The sequence below is a fragment of the Pseudoclavibacter sp. 13-3 genome, from assembly GCF_021168475.1.
In the GTDB taxonomy this organism is placed as follows: domain Bacteria; phylum Actinomycetota; class Actinomycetes; order Actinomycetales; family Microbacteriaceae; genus Pseudoclavibacter_A.
Window position 1 is genome coordinate 343,866 of sequence record NZ_JAJOZT010000002.1, and the last position, 20,850, is coordinate 364,715.

Annotated in this window: 14 protein-coding genes and 1 tRNA gene; 7 read left to right on the forward strand and 8 right to left on the reverse strand. The window is 66.0% G+C overall.

The annotated features are described in order from the left end of the window. Window positions 1-183 precede the first annotated feature (183 nt). Window positions 184-268 (forward strand) — tRNA-Ser (locus tag LRX77_RS05030). 64 nt (window positions 269-332) lie between these two features. Here LRX77_RS05030 and LRX77_RS05035 read toward each other — a convergent pair. Both LRX77_RS05035 and recQ read right to left on the reverse strand, forming a co-directional pair. Further along, the gene (locus LRX77_RS05035; RefSeq protein ID WP_231831829.1) at window positions 333-848 is read right to left on the reverse strand and encodes a glutathione peroxidase; all 516 of its coding nucleotides are present in this window, start codon (window positions 846-848) and stop codon (window positions 333-335) included. A 65-nt stretch (window positions 849-913) separates the two neighbouring features. After that, window positions 914-2,821, reverse strand: a complete 1,908-nt coding sequence (recQ, locus tag LRX77_RS05040; RefSeq protein WP_231831830.1) for a DNA helicase RecQ — start codon at window positions 2,819-2,821, stop codon at window positions 914-916. 418 nt (window positions 2,822-3,239) lie between these two features. Between recQ and LRX77_RS05045 the strand changes: the two genes are divergently transcribed. Together LRX77_RS05045 and LRX77_RS05050 are read left to right on the forward strand one after the other, a co-directional pair. After that, window positions 3,240-7,688: a DUF7927 domain-containing protein gene (locus LRX77_RS05045; RefSeq protein ID WP_231831831.1), complete on the forward strand. Its 4,449-nt coding sequence runs from the start codon at window positions 3,240-3,242 to the stop codon at window positions 7,686-7,688. Between the two features lie 317 nt (window positions 7,689-8,005). Next, window positions 8,006-9,133 carry a pseudouridine synthase gene (locus LRX77_RS05050; protein WP_231831832.1) on the forward strand — a complete coding sequence of 376 codons (1,128 nt, stop codon included), beginning with the start codon at window positions 8,006-8,008 and terminating at the stop codon, window positions 9,131-9,133. Window positions 9,134-9,272: 139 nt separating this feature from the next. Here the strand turns inward: LRX77_RS05050 and LRX77_RS05055 are convergent, their stop codons facing one another. Then, window positions 9,273-10,139, reverse strand: coding sequence for an endonuclease domain-containing protein (locus LRX77_RS05055; protein ID WP_231831833.1), 867 nt, complete (start codon window positions 10,137-10,139; stop codon window positions 9,273-9,275). 812 nt (window positions 10,140-10,951) lie between these two features. On the opposite strand from LRX77_RS05055, the gene dnaK reads away from it, so the two are divergent. From dnaK to LRX77_RS05075, 4 genes are all read left to right on the forward strand, one after another. Next, entirely contained in the window at window positions 10,952-12,820 is a 1,869-nt protein-coding gene (gene dnaK / locus LRX77_RS05060) for a molecular chaperone DnaK (protein ID WP_231831834.1), read from the forward strand. A gap of 11 nt (window positions 12,821-12,831) precedes the next feature. Continuing rightward, complete coding sequence (locus tag LRX77_RS05065; RefSeq protein ID WP_231831835.1) at window positions 12,832-13,476, forward strand: nucleotide exchange factor GrpE; 645 nt, start codon at window positions 12,832-12,834, stop codon at window positions 13,474-13,476. 120 nt (window positions 13,477-13,596) lie between these two features. After that, window positions 13,597-14,604, forward strand: a complete 1,008-nt coding sequence (locus tag LRX77_RS05070) for a DnaJ C-terminal domain-containing protein (protein WP_231831836.1) — start codon at window positions 13,597-13,599, stop codon at window positions 14,602-14,604. Window positions 14,605-14,625: 21 nt separating this feature from the next. Then, window positions 14,626-15,072 (forward strand): heat shock protein transcriptional repressor HspR, encoded by a 447-nt coding sequence (locus tag LRX77_RS05075; protein ID WP_231832011.1) that lies wholly within the window; start codon window positions 14,626-14,628, stop codon window positions 15,070-15,072. Window positions 15,073-15,088: 16 nt separating this feature from the next. Here the strand turns inward: LRX77_RS05075 and LRX77_RS05080 are convergent, their stop codons facing one another. The 5 genes from LRX77_RS05080 to LRX77_RS05100 all read right to left on the reverse strand — a co-directional run bounded on the left by LRX77_RS05080 (window position 15,089) and on the right by LRX77_RS05100 (window position 20,703). Continuing rightward, window positions 15,089-16,411, reverse strand: a complete 1,323-nt coding sequence (locus LRX77_RS05080; RefSeq protein ID WP_231831837.1) for a threonine/serine ThrE exporter family protein — start codon at window positions 16,409-16,411, stop codon at window positions 15,089-15,091. Window positions 16,412-16,580: 169 nt separating this feature from the next. Further along, on the reverse strand, window positions 16,581-17,198 hold the full coding sequence (locus LRX77_RS05085) for a DUF5666 domain-containing protein (RefSeq protein WP_231831838.1): 618 nt from the start codon (window positions 17,196-17,198) through the stop codon (window positions 16,581-16,583). Window positions 17,199-17,331: 133 nt separating this feature from the next. Then, entirely contained in the window at window positions 17,332-18,573 is a 1,242-nt protein-coding gene (locus LRX77_RS05090; RefSeq protein ID WP_231831839.1) for an ABC transporter permease, read from the reverse strand. Further along, window positions 18,570-19,325: an ABC transporter ATP-binding protein gene (locus tag LRX77_RS05095; protein ID WP_442961607.1), complete on the reverse strand. Its 756-nt coding sequence runs from the start codon at window positions 19,323-19,325 to the stop codon at window positions 18,570-18,572. The genes LRX77_RS05090 and LRX77_RS05095 overlap by 4 nt, the downstream gene beginning before the upstream one ends. Next, window positions 19,309-20,703, reverse strand: coding sequence for an efflux RND transporter periplasmic adaptor subunit (locus LRX77_RS05100; RefSeq protein WP_231831841.1), 1,395 nt, complete (start codon window positions 20,701-20,703; stop codon window positions 19,309-19,311). Before LRX77_RS05100 ends, LRX77_RS05095 begins: the two co-directional genes overlap by 17 nt. Window positions 20,704-20,850: the final 147 nt, after the last annotated feature.

Sequence of the window (20,850 nt, forward strand, 5' to 3'; positions counted from 1 at the left end):
GAAGTGCTGAGGCGAATCTGCTGGCAGAGTGGGGCCGCACCGAGAGACGTTCTCGGTGCCGCCCCACTCTTGTCCCACAGGGGAGGAGTGAGCGAAGGGCCGAAACCCTGCGTGGCACCTGCGCCGGCAGAAATCGTCGGGTACACTGATGAGGTTGGTGTGTGCGCTGAAAAGTGCATCGCTGGAGGATTCGCCTAGTGGCCTATGGCGCTCGCTTGGAAAGCGGGTTGGGTGCAAGCCCTCAGGGGTTCGAATCCCCTATCCTCCGCAGACAGAAAGAGCTCGGCCTGTGCCGAGCTCTTTCCATACCCGTACGGGGCAGGTGCGTGCACTCAGTGCGACGCGAGCGACGCCTCGATCGCCTCGGTGATCTGTGGCGCATCGGGCTCGGTGCGCGGCCTGAAACGGCGGATGCCGGGTGCCGCATCGACGTCGTCTTCGGCTGGCGGCGTGATCAGGAACTTCTCGAAGTTCCACTGCACGCGCCCGGCCTTGCCGCTGTCGTCGGGAGCCGCGGTGAGCACCTCGTAGAGCGGGTGCTTGTTGCGCCCATTGACCTTGACCTTCTCGAACATCGGAAAGGTCACGCCGTAGGTCACCGAGCAGAAGGTCTCGATCTGCTCGGCGTCTCCGGGCTCCTGCCCGAGAAACTGATTGCAGGGAAAACCCAGCACGATGAAACCGCGATCGGCGTACGTGCGCTGCAGCTCTTCGAGCTTCGCGTATTGGGGCGTCAGCCCGCACTTCGACGCCACGTTCACGATCAGCAGCGTCTTGTCGCGGTACTCGGCGAGAGTCGTCGGGGTGCCGTCCAGGCGGTGCAGAGGGATGCTGTAGATGTCGGTCATGCCCGCAGTCTAGCTTCGAGGGCCAGCCGTGTCAGCTGCGGGAGTCGCCGATCGTCGGGGTTGCGCTAGAAGTCGGCGACGATCTCGAGCAGGGCCTCGCCGTAGGCGGCCAGCTTGGTCTGGCCGACGCCACTGACCCGAGCCAGCTCGTCGAGCGAATGCGGCTGTTGCGTGGTGATGCCGCGCAGTGTCGCGTCGTTGAACACGATGTAGGCGGGCACGCCCCGCTCTTTCGCCGCGGCGCTGCGCCAGGATCGCAGCCGCTGGTAGAGCGGGTCGAGCGCCTCGGGAACGGTCTCGGCCTGAGAGGCGCCGCGGCCGCCGCGGCGCCGTGAGCCGGCTGAGGCCCGGCGGCCGATCAGATCGCGGCGCAGCTCGAGCGTCTGCTGCCCCTGCAGCACCGGCACCGCGGCCTGCGTGATCGACAGCGTGGCGTACTTGTCGCCCGACGTGCGCAGGTAGCCGAGTGCCAGCAGCTGGCGGATCACGGCGCGCCACTCGGCCGACGAGAGCTCGCCGCCGATGCCGAAGGTGGGCAGCTCGGCATGCCCGTACTGCTGCACGCGCTCGTTCTCGTGCCCGAGCAGCAGGTCGATGAGATAGCCCGAGCCGAAGCGCCGGTGGTAGTCGCGTTCGAGGCGCACCACGGTCGACAGCAGCTTCTGAGCCGGAACGGTTGCGTCGAATCGCTCTGGGGGTGTCAGGCAGGTGTCGCAGTTGCCACAGGGCTCGCTGGCCTCGCCGAAGTGCGCGAGCAGCCGCACTCGACGGCAGTCGAGCGTCTCGCACAGCGCGAGCATCGCGTCGAGCTGTCGACGCTGCACCTCACGATGCCGCTCGTCGCCGTTGCCGCGTTCGATCATCTGCCGCTGCTGCACCACATCTTGCAGGCCGTAGGTCATCCATGCGGTCGCCGGCAGCCCGTCACGGCCGGCTCGGCCGGTCTCTTGGTAGTACCCTTCGACACTCTTCGGCAGGTCGAGATGTGCGACGAAACGCACGTCGGGCTTGTCGATGCCCATGCCGAAGGCAATGGTCGCGACCATCACCAGGCCGTCTTCGCGCAGGAAGCGCGCCTGATTCTGCGCCCGCACGTCGGCGGTGAGCCCGGCATGATAGATGAGCGCGGGGATGCCATGGTCGCGCAGAGAGTCTGCCGTGCGTTCGACGCTCGCGCGAGATAGACAGTAGACTATGCCCGCCTCATGCTCGTGCTCGCTGGTGATGAAGTCGACCAGCTGCTCGATGGGGCGGTTCTTCTCGACGATGCGGTACTGGATGTTCGGGCGGTCGAAGCTCGAGACGAACTGTCGTGCGTCGTCGAGCTCCAGACGGCCGACGATCTCTCTTCGCGTGGCCGTGGTGGCCGTTGCGGTCAACGCCACACGGGGCACCTGCGGCCAGAGCTCATGAAGCATACTCAGACGCAGGTAGTCCGGGCGAAAGTCATGGCCCCACTGCGACACGCAGTGCGCCTCGTCGATGGCGAACACCGAGATGCCGGGCCCGACGTCGAGCCGGTCGAACAGGTCAGAGGTGCGCTCGGTGCCGAGTCGCTCTGGAGCGAGGTAGAGCAGGTCGAGCTCGCCGGCGAGGGCCTGCTGCTCGATCATGTGCTGCTCGTCGAGCGGGGCGCTGGAGTTCAGCGCTGCAGCGCGCACGCCATTTGCGTTGAGCGCCGAGACCTGGTCTTGCATGAGCGCGATGAGCGGCGACACGACGATGCCCACTCCGGGGCGCAGCAGTGCGGGAATCTGGTAGCAGACCGACTTGCCGCCGCCGGTCGGCATGAGCACGAGCGCGTCACGGCCCGAGGCCACTTCGCAGACGATGTCTTCCTGCTGCCCGCGGAATGCATCGTAGCCGTAGACCTCGTGCAGGATGCGACGAGCGCGCTCGCGCAGCTTCTGCTCGCTCGACAGATCGTTCCCAGCAGTCGGGGAGGAATTCTGCGCGAGGTCTGGAGAAGCCATGTGGCCATGCTACGCGCAGCACCTGACATCGAAAGCGTGCCCTGTGGACGTCGCGGAGGCCGTGCGGCGACCTCTCGTCGGCGCGTCCGTGCTGATTGATATACGTTCTGGTCTGATCTCTGGTCACTCTGCCGACGCGGCTGCTAGCGTGGAGCCAAGATAGCGATCTCAAGGGGCCAAAAGGGGCGGTATCTGCAGACGCACGCTGCTGTGCGTCGGCAGAGCGCGTCCGGGGGATCGATGGCGGAACGTCATCGAGAGGGCCTGAAACATGTCTGGTGAGAAGCGCAGTCGGCACAGTACACGCAAGCATCGTTCAAGTCGGCGAGGGCGGCAGGGCGCGCCGCCCGGTCGGTCGCATCCGCACGAAGAGGCGTCTGCTCCCCTGCGGCTGAGGCTTCTGCCTCGAGCCGCGGCCATGGCGGTCGCGGCCGCGGCCAGCTTCGCGCTCGTGGCGAGCGTCGGCTACGGCAGTGTCCCGGCCGTCGCAGATCAGGCGACCCCGTCATCCTCGTCAGAGCAGGCCGACATCGGCGTCGTCACCTCGCGGTCGGCGAAGGCCGTCGCTGCAGAGGCCGATGCTGACGACACAAAGACCGTCGAGGGGGCAGCGCCTTCGACGAAGCAGCCAGAATCGGCGGCGACGCCGACGCCTGATCAGCCAGAGGCCAAGACGACAGAGCCGGTGACTCCTGCCGCGAAGCCGACGTCATCTGCGGGGAACACCGTCAGCGATGACGGCAACGACGAAACCGACTCGCTGACGGCACCCGAGGCAGAAGCGATCACGCCGTTGAGCGTGCCCGCTCCGGGTCAGGGCGAAGCCGTCATCACGGTGAAGGTCGGCAGCGACCGTTCGGGTGTGCAGACGGTGTCAGTGCTCGCGGGTGTCGTTCTGCACCTGCGCACAGGTGGCGGCAGCGGCCCGTCGAACACTCGCCCCGACGGGGTGGCGGGCGACGGCGCCGGGTGGGCACGATGCATCTCAGACGCTCAGGGCGACTGCAGCTTCGTCGTGCCGAACACCGGCAACGGCGGGCAGAACCGCGACCAGCGTTTCTGGGTCGTGCAGCAGGCTGCTCCGAGCGGGTACTTCATGAACGAGACGCTGCGCACCGGTGCCGGTGACGGCAGCGGATCAGTACAGCAGCGGTACGCGTTCAGAACAGGCGACGAGCTGCGCTCGGGGCAGACATACTCATCGACCGGTCAGTTCATGATCTCGACGAACAACAGCAACGCGACGGCTTCGGGCGGCGTCTGGCAGCAGTCCAGAGTCAATCCGTCCTTCCCGGCGAAGTGCGGTCTCGACGTCGGGCTGGTTCTCGACATCTCGGGGTCGGTCGGCAGCAGCATGCCGCAGCTGAAAGGTGCCAGCGACACTCTGGTCGACTCCCTGGTCGGCACTCCGTCGCGCATGGGGCTCTTCTCATTCGCCACGGTCTCGCCAGGCGCCGGTGCCACGCAGAACTATCCCTCGCTGGCTGCGGTGGCGACGCAGGCACAGGCCGATTCGGTCAAAGAACGCTACGCAGACTGGACGTCCGGTGGCGGCACGAACTGGGATCGGGCACTTGCCGTCGCCGCGCAGTCCCCGGCTCACTACGACGTCGTGATCGTGCTCACCGACGGCAACCCGACCTACTACAACGATCCGGCTCTGGGGCCGGGAGGCAGCACGCGGCTCCGCGAGGTGGAGAACGGGATCTTCTCGGGCAACGCGGTGAAGGCGAAGGGCACCCGAGTCATCGCGCTGGGCGTGGGCTCGGGAGTCACAAGCCCCGAGACCGCTCTGAACCTGGCCGCCATCTCTGGCCAGACGAAGTTCGACGGCAGCAACGCCACCGCGGCTGACTACTTTCAGACCACCAACTACCAGGCGGCGGGAACCGCTCTTCGCGAACTGGCTCTGGCCAACTGCAAAGGCTCGGTCTCTGTGGTCAAACAGATCGTTCCGTCGGGCAACACCGGTGAAGACGTCAGCGGGGCGACCGCTGCCGGCGCCGGCTGGCAGTTCGACGCGACCACCACATCCGCAGACATCGGAGGTCTGCCGGCAAGCGAGACCACCACGGCTGACGGCACCGGTACGGTGAACTTCCCGTTGACGTTCACAGGCGGCACCACTTCGGGCCCGGTAACCGTCACTGAGACGCAGCAGCCGTCGTTCGACTTGGTGACGCAGAACGGCAAGAACGCGGTCTGTCGAAACCTGGCCACGGGAAACACCGTCGACGTGACGAACAGCGGGGCGCTCGGCTTCACCGTCGACACCTCGGTGACGGCACCGATCAGCTGCACGATGTTCAACCGCGAGGCACAGCCTCATGCCGAGATCACGCTCAAGAAGCTCTGGACGGTGAACGGCGTTGCATATGTCAACGGCGCTCAGCCAGCCGAGCTCTCGGCAGTGGCCTCGTTGACCGGCCCAGACGCCGGCGGCGCGACCTACCAGGCGTGGGAACAGCCCAGAACCGGGTACTCCATCGGCGATGCAGTCACCTTCGGCGAAGACGTGACCCTGCCGAGCGGTGGGCTGTGCACATCGACGCCGAAGGTCGTCTTCAACGACCAGGAGCTGTCGAACCCCGATGATGGAACGCGAGCCTGGCAAGTCGCACTGACGCAGCAGGGCAATCACGCCACCATCACCAATGTGGTGACCTGTGAAAGTCAGCTGACCTTGACGAAGACGGTGGAGGGCGGATCGGCTGCACCGACCGACTGGACGCTGGGCGCGTATCTGCCTGATGGCACGACTCCGGTGATCTCGGGTGCGACGGGCAGTCCTGCGGTGACGGCACAGGCTGTCACCGCAGGCCAGAACTTCGTGCTCCGCGAGACTGGCGGTGACCCTCGATATCGACAGGTCGACGTGCGCACCGAGCCTGTGCAGTACCCGCAGGCGAGCGGATCATGGCACTGCCGCGAGATCGATGGCGACGGAAACACGATTCCCGGCTTCAATCTCGGACTGAGCGGTGTGGTTGCGGTGCCTCTGGGCAAGCGCGTCACCTGCGACGCCGTCAACCAGACGGCCTCACTGACGCTGCTGAAGGCTGTGGTCAACGATGACGGCGGTACCGCGGTCGCAAGCGACTGGGACCTCACCGCCACTCCCGCGACCGGCGTCGACGGGCTTCAGCCGAGCACGGTCGCCGGCGCGGATGCAGCATCTGCGGCCAACACCTTCAACGTGCGCCCAGAGCACACCTACACGGTGAGCGAGTCGGCAGGCCCGGCAGGGTATGTGCAGACGAAGCTGCAGCGGCTGGACGGCACCGACTGGACTGACATCGAAGGCTGGGACGTCACAGTGCCGGTCTTGGGAGAGGCGACGTATCGCATCGTCAACGACGATCAGCCGCGTCCCTGGACGGTGAGGAAGTCATCGGATCCGGCGACGGGGTCTACGGTCAAGCCCGGTGACACCGTCACGTATTCGGTCACCGCCAGTGCTGCGGATGCTCCCGCTGCGATTCGAGACGTGGTGCTGACCGACCGCCTCGACGAGGTGCTCGCCGCAGCAGACTTCGTGAGCGGTTCGGCCAAGCTCGTCATCGGATCGACGACGACAGATGTGGCTGATCCCACTGACGATCGACTGCAGACGAATGCGTTCGAGCTGCCGGGCGGCGCCACGGCGACGCTGAGCTACCAGGTCACCGTCAAATCGGATGCCTACGGGGCGACCCTCCGCAACGTGGCGACCGGCGCGGGCGACGTGCCGCCGACGACGTGTCCGACGCCTGAGGGCGACGACCCCGTCACCGACCCCGAGTGCGTCACGACGCATGTGACTGGAAAGTGGTCGTTGGCCAAGACCTCTGATCCGGCCAGTGGGGCCACGGTGCTGCCGGGCGCTGAGGTCGCGTATACCCTGACGACGTCGAACACGTCGGGCAACGGCGCGAAGGTGTCGGGTGCGACCGCTTCGGACGATCTCTCCGGCGTGCTCGAGCACGCGGAGTTGGTGACTCCGCTGCCGGCGGGGCTGACGCTGAGCGGTGATGAGAAGTCGCTGACCTGGGCGATTCCCGATCTTGATGACGGGTCGAGCGCCCAAGTGACCTACCGGGTGAAGATCAAGGCTGACGCGGTCGGTGTCTCGGTGCGGAACGTGGCGACGCCTGGTGCCGGCGGCGAGTGTGTGCCGGCTGAAGGGCAGGACGTGAAGTGCGAGACGACGCACTCGGTGCCGACTCCGGGGTTCACCCTGGAGAAGTCGTCGGATCCGGTGACGGGCTCGACGGTGGCGCCCGGCCAGGTGATCACGTATGCCGTGACGGTGTCGAACACGGGTGAGACGGTGCTGACCCCGGTGGCGGTGTCGGACGATCTGACCGGTGTGCTGGTGCATGCGACGTTTGACCCGGGGTCGGCGAAGCTGGTCGTCGGTGATGCGGAGCCGGTCGACGTCGATGACCCTGTCGACCAGCGGCTGGACAGTGGCGCGTTCGAGCTGGAAGCCGGAAAGTCGGCGAAGCTGACCTACCGGGTCACGGTCAATGCTGATGCGCATGGAGTCACGTTGAAGAACGTGGCGACGGCGGAGGCGACGCCGCCGGGCTTCCCACCGATCAGCCCGCCCCCCGGCGAGACCACACACCATGTGCCTCCAGTGACCCCGGACCCAGATGATCCCGGCACCCCGGGAGATCCCGGGCAGCCCGGTGACCCGGGCGGTACCACCTCGGCCTACCGCTCGTACGGCAGTGGCCGAGGCCTTGCGAGAACAGGAATCGAAGCCGGAGGGCTCATCGCTCTGGCCGCAATGGCCGCTCTCTTCGGAACCCTGATGGTGGTCGGCTCGCGCCGGCGGCCGAAAGGAGCCGAACCCAGCCAGTCGTCAGCGAAGAAGAAGTGAGCTGACTGACGTGAGATCGCGGCGCTGAGCTCCCCTTATCGGCGTCGCACCCAGAAATGCAGTCGTCGGGCATGCCCCTTGGCCCGGCGGCTGCATTTCGCTGTGCGGTGGATGCAGTGCTGTGCGGTGGATGCAGCTCGGTCGGCATGTGCTCGGTTCCGCGAGATGTGCGCGGCTATGCCGAATGCACATGGTTGCGCCGAGAAGTGCACGGTTCCGCCGAGATCAGGGTGATTTGAGCGGAAGCGCGCACATCTCAGCGGAACGGTGCCGGCAGATCAGCCTGAAGAGTCCAAGCCGGGACTACGCTGATGCCTATGCCCTCTGCTCCGTTCGCGCCCCGCGACGGTGTGTCGGCCACGCGCGTGATCACCCCGCCGCCGGTGCGCCAGACACGACACGCTGGCCAGACCTCGTCACGCACGATCGGTGAGTGGCTGCGCCTGCGCTTTCCGGCATCCGTCGACGTCGATGAGGCACTCGAGGCGGGGCGCTATGTCTACGCCGACGGCCGCACCGTCATCGCCACGGATGAGTATCGCCCGCGCACCGAGATCTGGTTCGAACGCGATCTTCCCGACGAGACGGAGGTGCCCGGCGCCATCCGCATCGTGCACCGGGATGCGCGGCTGATCGTCATCGACAAGCCGCCGTTCCTGGCGACGATTCCACGGGGGCGGCACGTGCGGCAGACGGTCGTGACGCGGCTGCGCTCTGAGCTCGGGCTTCCAGAGCTGCAACCGGTGCACCGGCTCGACCGGCTCACCTCGGGCCTCGTCGTGCTGACGACCGAGCGTCGCTGGCGCGGCGCCTATCAGACGCTGTTTCAGCGGCGTGAAGTGCACAAGGTATACCAAGCGCTGGCGCAGCTGTCTGTAAAAAGGACGTCGCAGCGGTCTGGGGCACGGGTGGCGCTGATGCCTCTGGACAGGGGTGAGCCGCGCAGATTTGAGGATGGCGCGGCGCGGCCGGCCTGGACTATTGGGGCGCTCGTCGAGGTGCGCAGCCGTATCGAGAAGCGCCGCGGCCGCTGGCAGGCTGAGGAGCTGCCGGGTGAGGTCAACGCGATCAGCTGCATCGTCCTCGAGCGCATGCTTGGAGGTGCGGGCGACGAGTGCGTATCGGAAGAACTCCATGGTGCCGGGGCGAGTCGTGGCGGTGCTGACGGCGGCATTGCTGGCGTCGGCGTCTTTCGGCTGGAGCCTTCGACCGGACGCACCCATCAGCTCAGGGTGCACATGAACCGGCTTGGGGCGCCGATTCTCGGCGATCCGCTGTATCCCGTGGTTCGGGAGGCGTGGCCCGGTGGGCCGCCGGCGGACGACTTCGCACAGCCGCTGCAGCTGCTGGCTGCCGAACTGTCGTTCACCGACCCGGTCGATGGTGCCGCTCGTCATTTCGAGGCTCAGCGGAAGCTGCCGATCAGTTCACAAGAGCGCCGGTGAAGGACGTTGCGCTCGGTTGGGCTTCGCGAAGTTTTGCCGGGCGGAGGCTTCGCCCGGTGGAGGCTCGGTTGGGCTTCGCGACGTCGGGCTGGGCAGAAGCCTGGTCGGGCGGAGGCTTCTCCGGGCGAGCCGGGACGGCTCAGGCACGAGCGAGTCGACTCAGGATATCGCGGTAGACCTCAGGCCACTGGTACAGAATCTGATGATAGGTGTACCTGGCGCTGACATAGCCTGCACGCTCGACGGCCAAGTCCTTCTCATGATCACGCCGAAACCGCTCTGCATCGCGATGGGTGCCGCCGTTGAGCTCAATAGCCAGCACTCCGTCGATGACGAGATCGATTCGCTGACGGTTGTCGAGCAAGACCTGCGCTTCAACCTGGTGACCTGCCAAGGCTAAAAGCACTCGGGCGATACTCTCAAGACCTGACTCGGCCTGTGCGTCGACGAGCGCAAGCACAGCACGACCGCGGGGAGTGCGTCGCAACTCGGCTATGACATCCACGGTGCTGACGTGCAGATCAAGATGGGGTCGCGCACGGTTGCCCGGGCGCAGCGTGGCATGGCGCAGCAATGAGTCGACGACCGCAACGGTCTCGGGCATCGACACATCATTCAAGCCATGGCGCAGGGCGGCCACCGGCGGCACGACGCCATGCTGCAAGACGGTGCGATTGTATCGAGGGTGTGTGTGCGTTCTCACCAAACGGTGTGGAGCGGCGGGGTCAACCGGCAGTGTGGTGTTGACATGCAGGTGCATCTGAGCCTGTGCGGGCAGCCAGATGTCTTTGTGCAGGAGCTTCAGCCGATGAAGCCCTGAGAGATGCCCGCCGAGCTTGACGGCTGCGACCACCCACGCGTTTGCGTCGATGGTGGCGAACCAGCCCGGTCTGAGCCGGACGAGCTCATTCCGTCGCACGAGCTGGTCGAGTCTGCGTCGCGAGATGCCGGCACGCGCCAAGGCGTGTGCGTTGGATACCCCGAATGGTGTTGAAAGAACGGCCATGTCCTCTAGGGTCATGCCGCGAGCCATGAGCGGCCAGTGGATGGGGTTCCCTGTTGAAAACTCAGCGTGTTCGTACTGCTGTGCAGAGCTGTCTGGCGGGTGCAGGCGCGGGTGCAGGGGCGGGCCGGTGCCGGTGCGGGTGCCGGTGAGGGGACAGGTGAGGGGACAGCGTGTGCGCGGTTCCGCCCAGATGTGTGCGGTTCCGCCGGGATTGGGGTGATTCGGGCGGAACCGTGTACGTTCCGGCGGAATCGTGTGGTCACAGACCTGGGCGAGGAGGGCAGAGCTGGGGTTGGAGGGCTGAGCTGGGGTTGGAGGGCTGAGCTGGGTTGGGAGGGCAGACCTGGGTTTGGGAGGGCAGACCTGGGCTGGCAGAGCTGAGCTGGGATGGGAGGGCAGAGTTGGGCTGGCAGGCCTGAGGCTTGTGCAGGCCTGGGGCTTGGCAGCGCTGAAAGCCGCTGCGAAACGGCGACAGCTGAGGGGCGCTGGCCCCGTATGCGGATGCTCGGAGCGAGCGAGCGAGTGAGAGCGACCGCTGATGGGTGGCCGGGTTCGTTCCGTGCTCATCTGATTTGGAAGGCCTGTGAAACTTGAGTGAACATTACTCAACATTTCGGGAATAGCTTGACTGGGGCATGTCGTTGTGTAATCTTGAGCGTAGATGACTCAAGGGTGTGAACCAGTGGGTGGGCGTCAGCAGATGACGCACCGGCCAGTTGAAGCCGCCTGAGAGCCATCGAAGAAGACTTATATTGCGCGGGTGCAGAGCCCGTGCATGCGTGGCTCGGTTCGCCGAGCAGAAAGGACACACTATGTCACGTGCAGTAGGAATCGACCTCGGCACCACCAACTCGGTCGTCGCGGTTCTGGAAGGCGGCGAACCCACAGTCATCGCGAATGCTGAGGGCTTCCGCACCACCCCATCGGTGGTCGCATTCGCCAAAGACGGAGAGGTGCTCGTCGGCGAGACCGCCAAGCGCCAGGCGGTGACGAACGTCGACCGCACCATCGCATCGGTGAAGCGCCACATCGGCACCGACTGGAAGACCGATGACATCGACGGCAAGAAGTTCACTCCGCAGGAGATCTCGGCCCGCATTCTGCAGAAGCTGAAGACCGATGCCGAGAGCTACCTGGGCGACAAGGTCACCGATGCGGTCATCACCGTGCCGGCGTACTTCAACGACGCCCAGCGTCAGGCCACCAAGGAGGCCGGTGAGATCGCAGGCCTGAACGTGCTGCGCATCATCAACGAGCCGACTGCGGCCGCGCTCGCGTATGGCCTCGACAAGGGCAAAGAAGACGAGCTCATCCTCGTGTTCGACCTCGGCGGCGGCACGTTCGACGTCTCGTTGCTCGAAGTGGGCAAGGACGACGACTTCTCGACCATCCAGGTGCGCGCCACCTCGGGCGACAACCACCTCGGCGGTGACGACTGGGATCAGCGCGTCGTCGAATACCTCATCAAGAAGTTCAAAGAGGCGAGCGGCGTCGACGTCTCGGGCGACAAGATCGCCCTGCAGCGTCTGAAAGAGGCTGCCGAGCAGGCCAAGAAAGAGCTGTCGAGCCAGACCACGGCGCACGTCCAGCTGCCGTACCTGTCACTGACCGAGAGCGGCCCGGCGAACCTCGACGAGACCATCACTCGCGCGAAGTTCGAAGAGCTGACCGCAGATCTCGTGCAGCGCACGGCCAAGCCGTTCACCGACGTGATCAAAGAGGCCGGAGTCAAGGTCTCTGATCTCGACCACGTGGTGCTCGTCGGCGGGTCGACTCGTATTCCGGCAGTCGTCGAAGAGGTCAAGAAGCTCACCGGCGGCAAGGAGCCGAACAAGGGTGTCAACCCTGACGAGGTCGTCGCCGTCGGCGCAGCCATCCAGGCCGGCGTACTGAAGGGCGAGCGCAAAGACGTGCTGCTGATCGACGTCACCCCGCTGAGCCTCGGCATCGAGACCAAGGGTGGCATCTTCACCAAGCTGATCGAGCGCAACACGGCCATCCCGACCAAGCGCAGCGAGACGTTCACGACTGCTGAGGACAACCAGCCGTCGGTCGCCATTCAGGTGTTCCAGGGCGAGCGGGAGTTCACCCGCGACAACAAGAGCCTGGGCACATTCGAGCTGACCGGCATCGCACCGGCTCCGCGCGGCGTGCCCCAGGTCGAGGTCACCTTCGACATCGACGCCAACGGCATCGTGAAGGTCTCGGCCAAAGACAAAGGCACCGGCAAGGAGCAGGAGATCACCATCCAGGGTGGATCCGGCCTCTCGCAGGAGGACATCGACCGCATGGTCAAAGAGGCCAAGGACAACGAGGCCGAAGACAAGAAGCGTCGTGACGCCGCCGAGGTGCGCAACAACGCCGAGCAGCTGGCCTACTCGATCGAGAAGCTCATCAAAGAGAACGAAGACAAGCTCTCTGACGAGGTCAAGACCGAGGTCACCGCTGACGTCGAGGCCGTCAAGAAGGCCCTCGAAGGGTCGGACGACGACGCGGTGAAGGCTGCGTTCGACAAGCTGAACGAGTCGCAGGTCAAGCTCGGACAGGAGATCTACAAGACCGCGCAGGAAGAGAGCGCCGCGGGCGCTGCTGACGGCGAGGCCAAGGCAGACGACAAGTCGGGCGATGACGACGACGTGGTCGACGCAGAGGTTGTCGACGACGATGACGACAAGAAGTAAGGCGATTCACCATGGCTGACAACAACGCGGCGGGCACTCCGAACGAGTCAGGGCTTCCTGACGACGGATCCCAGCCGACGAGCCAGCAGCCAGAGGCCCAGCCGAGCGGGCAGCAGGCCGAGGGCGCGCAGGGTGCTGATGCAGCATCCGCCGCCCCCGGCCGGCCCGGCGAGCAGGGTCAGACGGATGCCGGCGTGAGTGCCGATGACGGGGCGGGCGACGCCGACGGCGAGGCCTCGCGCGAGGACAAACTGTTGGACGAGCTGCAGCGTCTGGCTGCGGAGTACAAGAACTACCGCCAGCGCACCGAAGCCCAGCAGATTCGTGATCGTGAGCGCGCGGTCGGCGATGCGGCCAAACGGCTGTTTCCGATCTTCGACGACCTCGACCGGGCTGAGAAGGCCGGCGACCTCGCCGAGGGCACTGCGTTCGCGACCATCGCGTCGAAGCTGAGGGCCGTCGGCGAAGGACTCGGCATCGAGCGTTTCGGGGCGAAGGGCGAACCCTTCGACCCGAACCAGCATGAGGCTGTGCTGCAGCAGCCGAGCCCCGATGTCGACGCACTCGTGATCGGCGAGGTCGTGGAGCCCGGCTACAAACTGGGCGACACACTGCTTCGGGCGGCCAAAGTGGTCGTGCTGGCCCCGGCTGAGTGATCGGTCGCACGAGAATGCGCCCGATGGGCATCGCGCCCCGTGACGGGATGCGGATCATCTCTCGATCCCTCCCGACACGGGGCGCTCCACAGATGAAGACGACAGAAGGAGGCGAGAGGCATGGCGAGTCAGGATTGGCTTGAGAAGGACTTCTACGCCGTGCTGGGAGTGTCGAAGGACATCTCCGACGCCGATCTGAAGAAGGAATACCGCAAGCTTGCCCGCAAGTATCACCCCGATGCGAATCCGGGAGACACTGCGGCAGAGAACAAGTTCAAAGAGATCAGCGAGGCCTACTCGGTGCTCTCCGACCCCAAGCAGCGCAAAGAGTATGACGCGCTGCGAGCGATGGGCGGCGGCGCGCGTTTCACCGCGGGTGCCGGCGGCCAGGGCGGTCAGGGATTTGAAGATCTCTTCGGCGGACTGTTCGGGCAGGGTGCCGGCGCACCCGGTGGTCAGCGTGTGCGCTTTCAGACCGGGGGACAACCCGGCGGCGCAGGTGCGGGCTACGAGGATCTCTTCGGCGGACTGTTCGGGCAGGGCGCCGGAGGTCAAGGCTACCGTGCTGCGCCGCAGCGCGGCCGTGACGTCGAGGCTCGTGCGCAGTTGACTTTCGCCCAGGCGGTGCGCGGGGCGACGGTGTCGCTCGCGTCCCCGCAGGGCAAGCGCGTCAAGACGAAGGTTCCGGCCGGAGTTCGAGACGGTCAGAAGATCAAGGTTCGCGGCAAGGGCGAGCGCGGTCAGAACGGCGGCCCGGCCGGCGACCTGATCGTGCGCGTACATGTGGGCACCCACCCGGTGTTCAAACGTGACGGCGACGACCTGCGGGTCGAACTGCCCGTGACGTTCGCCGAGGCCGCTCTGGGAGCGACCGTTCAGGTGCCGACCTACGATGGCGAACCGGTCAAGGTGAAGATTCGTCCGGGCACTCCCTCGGGCCGCGTGCTGCGCGTCAAGGGCAAGGGTGTCAAGGCAGGGCGGCATACCGGCGACCTGCTGGCAGAAGTCCAGGTCGTGGTGCCGAGCAAGCTCGACAGCACGGCGAAGAAGGCGCTGGCAGACCTCACTGCGGCGATCGGCGACGAAGACCCGCGTGCAGAGCTCTACGCGCAGGCTGAAGAGAAGTAAGAGAGCAGGTGGGTCGCCATGATGGAAGAGATGGAGCATCTGTTCAGCATCTCGGCGGCCGCACAGCTGGCGGGCATGCACCCGCAGACGCTGCGGCAGTACGACCGAATCGGTCTCGTGCAGCCGCAGCGCACTGCGGGGCGCTCTCGTCGGTACTCGCTGCGCGACATCGTGCAGCTGCGAGAGGTGCAGCGCCTCTCGAACGCCGGGGTGAGCCTTGAGGGCATTCGTCGGGTGATCGATCTCGAGAATCAGGTGCATGCGCTGCAGAGCCGTGTCACCGAGCTTGAGGCCGCCCTCGATGACGCGCTCATCTACCGGCCCGGCGCACGAACGTTCGCCGCCGGCACGGCAGGCGAGATCATCACCCTCGACCAGGGGCGTCGTCGCGTGCAGGCGGCAGGCGGCGAACTCGTGGTCTGGCACCCGGTGCGCCGAAGCAGCCGACAGCTGCCAGCAGACGACTGACGACAGATTGGCGCAGTCAACCACGCAGTGCGTCGAATGACCATTCGCGCTCGGTGAGCATGCGTGCGATGGTGAGGCCCACGGCCAGCGACACGATGGTCGCCAGTGCCTGCACCCCGTAGCCGCCGGCCTGCACGATGTCGCCCTGGTTCAGGTACACCAGCGCACGATAGGCGCTCGACCCGGGCACCATGATGAGCACGGCCGGCACGGTCAGCGTGATGCGCGGGGCGTCCAGACGTGAGGCGATCACGTAGGCCAACAGCCCGACCAGCAGCGCAGCCGAGACGGTCGACACCTGAGCCGGCCATCCCATGTCGCCGGTCGTCAGACGAAACACGTTCGCGATCGTGCCGATCCAGGCGGCGTTCAGCGCGAGTGTGAACGGGGTGTTGAACATCATCGCGAAGCCGGTGACGGCCACGAAGCCGGCCACGAGTCGTGAAGCGATGATGACCCAGACGGGCCATGCCGAAGGCGTCGGCGCGGCGGTCGGCTGCAGATCGAACATCATCGCGACCGCCCAGGCGCCGAACGACACCGACATCAGCACCAGTCCGGCGAAGGTGAGGCGCCCGATGGCCGAGTTCAGGTCGAGGCGAGCCAGATCCAGGGTCGCCGTCACCAGCGGAAAGCCCGGCACGAGCAGCAGCAGCGCCGAGGTGAAGCCGGCGTCGTGCAACGGGCTCACGTGCCCACTCACCGCCGACAGGATGCCGGTGAACAGCACGTAGCAGAGACTGGCGATCAATCCGCACAGCGAGTACATCGCGAGCTGGTTGATGCGCAGCTTCACCAGCGTGACGCGCAGCCACTGTGCGATCGACACCGAGAGGGCGACGCCCACGCATTCCTGCCACCCGCCGTTGTTCAGAAACGCGAAGCCCGAGCAGGCCATGATCGCGGCGATCAGCGTCAGCCATGTGGGGTAGTGACGTGGCCGCTGCTCGATGATGTCGAGACGACGGTTCAGCTCTTCGGGCAGCATGCCTTGAGGCATGTGGTGCGAGAGCCGCTCCAGCTCGACGATGCGATCGGCGTCGACCCCGCCGACTCGTGCCTCGGCCACCCGCGTGCGAAAGATGGCACCGCGAAAGAACGTGCAGACGATCTCGGTGGCGGTGATCTGCGTGTGCAGCGAGGTCAAGCCCAGCGCACGGGCTGCGCGTGACATCGCCTGCTTCACGCGGAACGAGCTCGAGCTCGCCTGCAGCATCATCTTGCCCAGCCGCATGATGGCGTTCGACTTCTCGATCAGGTGAATCGGCTCGAGCAGGATCTCGCCCGTCGGAGTCGGGTCTGCGGGGTGCGAGGCGGGGGAGGGAGAAGACGAGCTCATGCCTTCTATTGTGCCGCGTTCGCAGGTGGACTGTCTTCGACGCGTCCCAGCGCCTGAGACTGTGCTGCGCCCGGCGGATCGCTGGCTGACGACTCATCTGCGGCGAGTGCCAGCGACAGGGGAGGGCAGACCCCATCGATCGCAGCCGCAGCCTGACGGGGCAGTACAGCTAGCTCTGGTCGCCGCCCTGCCCGTTCTGCTGCTGGCCGGGGCCGCCCTGCCCTGGCGCGCCCTGCTCTCCGCCCATCGGCATGGTCGCGGCGTCATCGCCTTCGGTGATCGACTGGGCCGTGATCGAGCCGTTCGACTCGTCGCCCTGGACGCGGATCGAGTCGCCGACGGCCAGATCTGAGACGGAGCCCTGCTGCGTGGTGGTCACCGAGGTGTTCGACCCGGTGCTGATCGTGACTGTTTCGCCCGACTGGGTCTTGATCGTGATGGTGCCATCTGACACGCCGGTGATCGTGCCGCTGGTCATGCCGGTCGGCATGCTGCCTGAGGCCGTATCGCCCTCTGAATCGCTCATCGGCCCGCCCTGACCGCCTGTGCCTCCAGGCCCCTGCTGGATGGAACCGGCGGAGGTGGAAGCTCCTTGAGCGACCACGGTGCCACCGAGGAATCCGAGCCCGACCAGGATCGCCGCGGTCAGCCCGCCGGTGAGCCATTTTCCGATCTTCGACTTGGAACCGGGAGTCGTGGCCGTGGTATCGGGTGCAGCAGGAGGGGTCGAGCGCGGTTCAGCGCCGCCTTCGCCACTGATCTGTTCATTCGTTGTCGGGCTGGTCATGACTGCTCCTTCATCTCAAGTCTCGTCGGCTGGTGGCCGACGAGTGTCGCTGTGCGGGTGATCCCCAGTGTCGTGAAAGACCCTGTCTGGGGGGTCTTCGACTGCTGTGTCGCTGCTGTCTCTCTCTTGTGGTTTAGTCTGCTCGCAGGGCCTGGATCGGGCGCAGTGAGGCTGCCCGCCCTGCCGGATAGGCACCGAAGAAGACCCCGATGGCGACCGAGACACCCAGCGCCAGCGGAATCGACCAGCCGAGGATCACGGGTTCGGTGCCGTTGATCTCGAAGGTGGAGCCGATACAGGCGATGCCCACGCCCACGATGCCGCCGGCGAGCGTCAGCAGGGCTGCTTCGACGAGAAACTGCGAGAGGATGACCCCCCTGGTCGCACCGAGGGCCTTGCGGATGCCGATCTCGCGGGTTCTCTCAGTCACAGAGACCAGCATCACGTTGGTGACTCCGATGCCCCCGACGAGCAGGCTGATTGCGGCCACGGCACCGAGCAGGGTGGTGAAGCTCTGAGCGCTCGCGGCCTGCGTCTCGAGCAGAGAGCTCTGGTTCACGATCTGATAGGTCGCTGTCGACGATGAGGTGCCCGACCGAGCCGATCCGCTCGTCTGCGCTGACGAGGTCTCGGCCGTTGAAGCCGTCGACGGCATCAGCTGATCGAGCAGAACGGTGAGCTCGCCCTCGGCGGCTGACACGGAATCCGCGTTCGTCGCCGTGACTGTCAGCGTGCTGATGTCGTCGAAGCCGGTGAACGATCGCTGTATGCGCTTCAACGGGGCGATGACCACGCTGTCGGCGTCGCTCGCCGTGCTCGACGACTGGCTCTTCAGAATGCCCTTGACCGTGTACGAGGTGCCGTCGATCTGCAGGGTCGAGCCGAGGGCTGACCGAACCGACCCGAACAGGTCGGTCGCCGTGGTCTGGCCGATCACCACCACCTTCGCGGCGAGATCGGCTTCTGCCTCGGTGAACGCCGAACCGCTTGCGACGGTCGAGGTGCCGATCGAGAAGTAGTCGGGCGTGGTGCCGACCACTGAGACGGAATCACTGCTGTTTCCTGCGGCTGAGACGGTCTGCGAGGTGCTGACCTGCGGCACGACCTTGTCGATGTGCCCGAGCTTCGCGGCAGCCACCCGGTCGGCGACGTCGGTGGTCAGAGACGAGCCCTGCCCCGAGGGGCGTACCGTGAGCGTCGTGGTGCCGAGCCCGTCGATGGCACTCTGGATCTTCGCTGCGGAGCCGTTGCCGACGGCCAGCAGCAGAATGACGCTGGCGACGCCGATTAGCACGCCGAGCATGGTCAGCAGCGAACGCAGCGGGTTGGCGGCGATTCCGTGCCAGGCAGAACGCAGCACCTCTGCGGGGTTCATGAGAGTGCTCCTGTCGCACGGTCGTCGAGAATGCGGCCGTCGCTGAGCGTCAGCACGCGATCGGCCCGTTCGGCGACGTCGTCTTCGTGCGTGATCATCACGATGGTCTTGCCCGCCGCGGCGAGCTCGTCGAAGAGGTCGAGCACCTCGCCGGTGGCCTGGTTGTCGAGGTTGCCGGTGGGCTCGTCGGCCAGCACGATGGCCGGCTCGGTCACGAGCGCGCGAGCGATGGCCACTCGCTGCTGCTGACCGCCGCTGAGCTGCTGCGGAAGATGCGTCGCTCGCTGCGCCAGCCCGACTCGATCGAGTGCATGGGCGGCTCGTTCGTGCCGTTCGGCACGGCCCACGCCTCCGTAGACGAGCGGCAGCTCCACGTTGGCCTGCGCCGACATGCGTGGAATCAGATTGAACGACTGGAAGACGAATCCGATCTTGCGGTTGCGCACGTGAGCGAGGTCGTGTTCGTCGAGTTCGTCGACGTTCACCCCGTCGAGCAGGTACGAACCGCTCGTCGCCACATCGAGACAGCCGAGCACGTTCATGACGGTCGACTTGCCTGAGCCCGAGGGGCCCATGATCGCCACATGCTCTCCGCGGTGAATCTCGAGGTCGATGCCTTTGAGCGCATGCACGGCCGATTCTCCGTCACCGTAGACTTGAGTGATCGCCGTGAGGCTCAGAATGATCTCAGCGCGGTCGAGCAGATCGATCTGCTCGCGGGCGAACTCTGCCGTGTCAGCCAAGGTTGCCACCGCCTGCAGGCATCTGGCCGCCGGGGCCGCCGCCTGAGCCGCCGGTCATGCCGGCCGAGCCGCCGCCGGGACCGCCTGCCGGCATCCCGCCCTGTGAGTCGCCCGATGACGACGAACCGGATGACGACGAACTGCTGGAGGTGTCGTTCGAGACCGACCCGATGACGATGGTCTGACCCGCGGTGAGGCCATCGGTGACGACCGTGCCCTGATCACCGGCAAGGCCCGTCGTGACGGTCACCGAGCTGGTCGAGGTGCCGTCGGCGCCGACCACCTGGACCGTCGATGCGCCGGATGCATCGGTGCTGATCGCCGCACTGGGAACGTAGAGAGCATCGTCGGCCGACGTCGCTGTGGTGATTGTCACATTCGCACTGCTGCCGATGCGTGCGTTCTCAGGCACGGAGTCGAGCTTGATGATCGCGGCGAACGTGACCACGGAGTTGCTCGTGGTGCCAGTGGGCGAGATGTTCAGCACCGTGGCGTCGACGGTCTTGTCATCGAGGGCCGGCAGTGTCACGCTGGCGGCCTGACCGACCTGCACGCTGGCGATGTCAGCCTCAGGGATCGCTGCTGAGACGGTGTAGGCAGAGGTGTCGGCGATGGTCGCCACAGAGGATCCGCTGCTCGACGACGAGCTGCTGGTCGTGGCTGCCGTGGTGCCGCCTGATGCTGATGAAGCGCCCGATGAGCCGGATGACCCTGAGCCTCCCGAGGATCCGGACCCGCTTGACGATGAGCTGCTCGACGACCCTGAGGACGACCCCGACGACGAGCCGACGGCTGAGTCGACTGAGACGATCAGGCCGGCGATCGGCGCGGTCAGCGTCGCGGCTGCCCGGTTCTCACGCGCTGTGGTCAGCGCACGGGTGGCCTCGGTGACCGTGGTCTGCGCCTGCTCGACGCTGCTCTGCGCCGAGTTGACCGACTGCGTGCTCACCGAAGTCGTCGATTCACCGCTGCGAGAGTCGGTCGTGGTCGTGCCCGCCTTCGCCTCTGCCAATGTCGTCTGGGCTCGGGTCAACGAGTTCTTCGCATTCGTGAGGGTGGTCTGCGCATCGCTGACGGCGGTGTCGAGGTCGGTCGTCTCGAGTGTGGCGATGGTCTGCCCCTTCTCGACCGTCTGACCGACGCTCACGTCGATGGAGGCGATGGTTCCGCTGGTGCTGAAGGCGGCGGTCGTCTCGCTCAGGGCGGCGAGGTTGCCCGAGGCGGTGATGCCGGTGGTGACCTTGCCCTGCTGCACGGTGGAGGTGAGCTGGGTGGCGTCGGCGTTCGTCGCGGAGGCAGGATGCATGACGATCCAGGCGGTGACCGCGATGGCAGCGATGCCGGCGACCAGGCCCCCGTTGATGAGCAGTGGTTTCGAGATTCGCATGAGCACAACTCTGCGGTGAGCCACTGGCAGAAGGCTTGCAGACGTCTATCAGCAGCCTGTGGACAACCCGCGGCGCGGGGAACGACGGCGAGCAACTTCACAGCCGGAGATCAGGCGACGGCCAGATGAATCGGCGACACTGCGAAA